This is a genomic window from Streptomyces sp. XM83C, from assembly GCF_023072675.1.
GTDB lineage: Bacteria > Actinomycetota > Actinomycetes > Streptomycetales > Streptomycetaceae > Streptomyces > Streptomyces thermocoprophilus.
In genome coordinates this window covers 1-5,104 of the sequence record NZ_JALLGL010000380.1, presented here as the reverse complement: position 1 = coordinate 5,104, position 5,104 = coordinate 1, and the positions used below count along the sequence as shown (strand labels likewise).

Sequence of the window (5,104 nt, the reverse complement as noted above, 5' to 3'; positions counted from 1 at the left end):
GGCTGGGCCGGGTCGGGCTGGGGCCGGGGCTCCGGATCCGCGTGGGATTCCGGTTCCGGCTGCGCCTGCGCCTGGGGGTGGGGCTGCGCAGGGGTGTCCATCGCCAGCCGCAGCAGCCGGTGGCAGATCGGACAGTGACGCGTGACATGCCCGTACGACGACGCGGCCGACAGATGCGCGCGGAGCAGCGCCCGCGTCTCGTGCCTGACCGATGCCGTCATACGCCACCTCCGGCGGGCCTGAGGCAAGCGGGCCCTGCTTCTGGGGTACTGGGCGAATGTGACGCCGTCAAGACACCCCGAACGCGCCGGAAGCGCCCCGGAAGCGCCTGTACGCCCCTGACGCTCACCGCCGCCCCTACAGACACGCCCCCCCGTGCTGCCGTACACCCAGAAGCCCGAGCAGTGCGCCCCCGAGCCCCCGCCGTTGTCCCGTACGCACACACGAAGAAGGCCCGGATCACAAGATCCGGGCCTTCGGCTGCGGTCCTGACGGGATTTGAACCCGCGGCCTCCACCTTGACAGGGTGGCGAGCACTCCAAACTGCTCCACAGGACCAGGAGCTGCCGCGCTGTACTGCGTTGCGCTGCGAGAAGGACTGTACAGGAGGGTGAGCCCCCTGGTCGAACTCACCCTCCGTACGCCCGCCGTCACGGCACGGCCGCGTCGATCGCCTTCACGATCCGCTTGTCCGACACCGGGTACGCCGTCCCCAGGGCGTGCGCGAAATAGCTGACCCGCAGCTCCTCGATCATCCAGCGGATCTCCCGCACCTGCTGCGGCACCGGACGCCCCTTCGGCAACTGCTCCAGCAGCCACGCGTACTCGTCCTGCATCTCATGGACCTTCTCCATACGCGTGGTGTCCCGCTGGACGTTCGTCGGCATCTGCTGCAACCGCCGGTCCGCCGCCACCAGATACCGCATCAGATGCTGCAACCGCCCCACACCGGCCGCGGTGACGAACCCCGGGTACACCAGCCCGTCCAGCTGCTTGCGCACATCCGCCAGGTTCGCCAGCAGCGCCGGGCTCCGAACGCCCTTCAGCCGCCGCTCACAGGCCTGCCAGGCCGCCAGCACCTGCTGCACCGCGCCCACCGTCCGTACGGTCGCGTCGACGATCTCCGCACGCACCTTCTCGTACAGCTTGCGATACGACTCCTCGTCCCACGCGGGACCACCGCAGTCCGCGATCAGCTTGTCCGCAGCCGCCATCGCACAGTCGTCGAACAGCGCCTGCACCGAACCGTGCGGATTCGCCGACAACGCCAGCTTCTGCGCGTTCGTCAGATGGTCGCTCGCGTACTTCGCCGGGCTCACCGGGATGTTCCGCAGGATCAGCCGGCGCGTGCCCTTCCACATCGCCTCCGCCTGCTCGGCCTCCGTGTCGAAGAGCCGTACGGACACCGTGTCCCCGTCGTCGACCAGCGCCGGATACGCCCGCACCGGCTGACCCGCCCTGCGCGTCTCGAACACCCGGGTCAGCGTCCCGATCGACCAGTCCGTCAGCCCGGAGCGCTCCAGCGACTGCCCGCCCTCACGCGACGCCGTCGCCGCGGCAGCCTGCGACAACGCCTTCCGCGCCTTCGGCTTCAGCCGCAGCTTCAGCGCCTCCAGATCCTTGTCCTCCGCCAGCTTCCGCCGACGCTCGTCCACGATCCGGAACGTGATCTTCAAATGGTCGGGGACCTTCGCCCAGTCGAAGTCCTCCGCCTCGAACGGCACCCCCACCATGCGCTTCAGCTCACGCGCCATCGCCGTCGCCAGCGGCTCCTTCGACGGCTCTGCGACCTCCAGGAACCGCTTCGCGAAGTTCGGCGCCGGCACATAGTTGCGGCGGATCGGCTTCGGCAACGACCGGATCAGCTCCGTGACCAGCTCCTCCCGCAACCCTGGGATCTGCCAGTCGAAGCCCTCCTCCGACACCTGGTTCAACACCTGCAACGGCACATGCACCGTCACACCGTCCGCGTCCGCACCCGGCTCGAACTGGTACGTCACCCGGAACTTCAGCTGCCCCTGCCGCCACGAGTCCGGATAGTCGGCCTTCGTGACCGCCTCCGCCGACTCACGAATCAGCATCTCCCGCTCGAAGTCCAGGAAGTCCGGCTGCTCCTGCCGCTTCCGCTTCCACCACGAGTCGAAATGCGCCCCCGACACCACATGCTCGGGCACCCGCTGGTCGTAGAAGTCGAACAGCGTCTCGTCGTCCACGACGATGTCCCGCCGCCGAGCCCGGTGCTCCAGCTCCTCGACCTCGCTCAGCAGCCGCCGGTTGTCCGCGAAGAACTTGTGATGCGTCCGCCAGTCGCCCTCCACCAGCGCGTGACGGATGAACAGCTCCCGGCTCACCTCCGGGTCGATCCGCCCGTAGTTCACTTTCCGCTGCGCCACGATCGGCACGCCGTACAGCGTCACCTTCTCGTACGCCATCACCGCGGCCTGGTCCTTCTCCCAGTGCGGCTCCGAGTACGTCCGCTTGACCAGATGCCCGGCCAGCGGCTCCACCCACTCAGGCTCGATCTTCGCGTTGACCCGCGCCCACAGCCGCGACGTCTCCACCAGCTCCGCCGACATCACGAACCGCGGCTGCTTACGGAACAGCGCCGAACCCGGGAAGATCGCGAACTTGGCGTTGCGGGCGCCCAGATACTCGTTCTTGTTGCCGTCCTTGACGTCCTTCATCCCGATGTGGGACAGCAGTCCCGCCAGCAACGACACATGGACCCGGTCCGCGGGAGCGTCCTCCTCGTTGAGGTGGATGCCCATCTGCTTCGCCACGGTCCGCAGCTGCGTATAGATGTCCTGCCACTCACGGATGCGCAGGAAGTTCAGATACTCCTGCTTGCACATCCGCCGGAACGAACTGGAACCCCGCTCCTTCTGCTGCTCACGCACATACCGCCACAGGTTCAGATACGCGAGGAAGTCGCTCGTCTCGTCCTTGAACCGGGCGTGCTGCTGATCAGCCTGCGTCTGCTTCTCCGCCGGCCGCTCCCGCGGATCCTGGATCGACAGCGCCGCGGCTATGACCATGACCTCCCGCACGCAGCCGTTGCGGTCCGCCTCCAGCACCATCCGCGCCAGCCGCGGGTCCACCGGAAGCTGCGCCAGCTTGCGGCCGGTCTGGGTGAGCCGCTTGCGTGGATCCTTCTGCGCCGGGTCCAGCGCGCCCAGCTCCTGTAGCAGCTGCACACCGTCCCGGATGTTGCGGTGGTCCGGCGGATCGATGAACGGGAACCTCTCGATGTCCCCGAGCCCGGCCGCGGTCATCTGCAGGATGACACTGGCCAGGTTGGTCCGCAGGATCTCCGCGTCCGTGAACTCCGGCCGCGCGAGGAAGTCCTCCTCGCTGTACAGCCGGATGCAGACACCGTCACTCGTGCGACCGCAACGCCCCTTGCGCTGATTGGCGCTGGCCTGCGAGATCGGCTCGATCGGCAGCCGCTGCACCTTCGTGCGGTGGCTGTAGCGCGAGATCCGCGCGAACCCCGGGTCGATCACGTACTTGATCCCCGGCACCGTCAGCGACGTCTCCGCCACATTCGTCGCCAGCACGATCCGGCGGCCCGTGTGCGGCTGGAACACCCGGTGCTGCTCGGCGTGCGACAGCCGCGCGTACAGCGGCAGCACCTCCGTGAACCGGTACTGCTTCTTGTTCAGCGCGTCCGCCGTGTCCCGGATCTCCCGCTCACCGGAGAGAAACACCAGGATGTCGCCGGGCCCCTCCGCTTGCAGCTCCTCCACCGCGTCACAGATCGCCGTGATCTGATCCCGGTCCGCGTCCTCGCCGTCCTCCTCCAGCAGCGGCCGGTACCGCACCTCCACCGGATACGTCCGCCCGCTCACCTCGATGATCGGCGCGTCCCCGAAATGCCGCGAGAACCGCTCCGGGTCGATCGTCGCGGACGTGATCACGACCTTCAGATCCGGCCGCTTCGGCAACAGCTGCTTCAGATAGCCCAGCAGGAAGTCGATGTTCAGCGACCGCTCGTGCGCCTCGTCGATGATGATCGTGTCGTAAGCGCGCAGCTCACGGTCGGTCTGGATCTCCGCGAGCAGGATGCCGTCCGTCATCAGCTTGATGAACGTGGCCTCCGGGTCCACCTGATCCGTGAACCGCACCTTCCAGCCCACGGCCTCACCGAGGGGCGTCCGCAGTTCCTCCGCCACCCGCTCCGCGACCGTCCGCGCGGCGATACGACGCGGCTGCGTGTGCCCGATCATGCCGCGCACGCCACGGCCCAGCTCCAGACAGATCTTCGGGATCTGCGTGGTCTTCCCGGAACCCGTCTCACCGGCGACGATCACCACCTGGTGATCACGGATCGCCGCCGCGATGTCGTCCTTCTTCTGGCTGACCGGCAACTGCTCGGGATAGGACACGTCCGGCACCCGGCCCCGCCGGGCAGCCGTCCGCTCCTCCCCCTTCACGATCTCCGCCTCGATCTCGGCGAGAACGGCGGCGCGCGCTTCCGGCTTGCGGATCTTGCGCGCGCCTTCGAGCCTGCGCCCGATCCGGTGCGCGTCACGCAACGGCAACTCGGACAGGCGGGCGGCGAGAGCGCCGATGGCGGGGGCAGGGTGCGTAGACATACGCGATCCAGGATCGCATCCCCGCCAAATCCGTGGCGAACGCTTTTGGCCCGACACAACAAGGCCCCGATCCGAAGATCGGGGCCTGTGCTGTGGCTGGGGCCGGGGTCGAACCGGCGACCTTCCGCTTTTCAGGCGGACGCTCGTACCAACTGAGCTACCCAGCCGTAAGGCCTTTTGCAAAGCCTTTGCGGTCCTGACGGGATTTGAACCCGCGGCCTCCACCTTGACAGGGTGGCGAGCACTCCAAACTGCTCCACAGGACCAAGCTGTGTGGGCGACAACCAGTGTCGCACACCGTATTGCGTGCCCCCAACGGGATTCGAACCCGTGCTACCGCCTTGAAAGGGCGGCGTCCTAGGCCGCTAGACGATGAGGGCTATCGGCCCGCCTGGGCGCTTCTCAGCGCGTCGGGGACGTGAGAAGCATATGGGATGGCGGGAGGTATCGCCAAAACGGTTTACGGAGCTGTTCCGGGCGAGGTGCCCGGGGACGGGGTGCGGGGTGCC

The 5,104-nt window shown here is 67.7% G+C and carries 2 protein-coding genes and 4 tRNA genes; all 6 read right to left on the bottom strand.

Features of this window, described 5'->3' with window-relative positions; translation table 11 throughout:
- Positions 1-221, bottom strand: a 221-nt coding sequence (locus tag MTQ10_RS27635) for a DUF6274 family protein (RefSeq protein ID WP_247472998.1), incomplete at its 3' end; no start/stop codon positions are given.
- 262 nt (positions 222-483) lie between these two features.
- Positions 484-558, bottom strand: a tRNA-Asp gene (locus MTQ10_RS27630).
- A 92-nt stretch (positions 559-650) separates the two neighbouring features.
- Complete coding sequence (gene hrpA / locus MTQ10_RS27625; protein ID WP_247472997.1) at positions 651-4,595, bottom strand: ATP-dependent RNA helicase HrpA; 3,945 nt, start codon at positions 4,593-4,595, stop codon at positions 651-653.
- A gap of 93 nt (positions 4,596-4,688) precedes the next feature.
- Positions 4,689-4,762 (bottom strand) — tRNA-Phe (locus MTQ10_RS27620).
- 24 nt (positions 4,763-4,786) lie between these two features.
- Positions 4,787-4,861 (bottom strand) — tRNA-Asp (locus MTQ10_RS27615).
- A gap of 41 nt (positions 4,862-4,902) precedes the next feature.
- Positions 4,903-4,975: transfer RNA gene (locus tag MTQ10_RS27610), tRNA-Glu, on the bottom strand.
- Positions 4,976-5,104 lie beyond the last annotated feature (129 nt).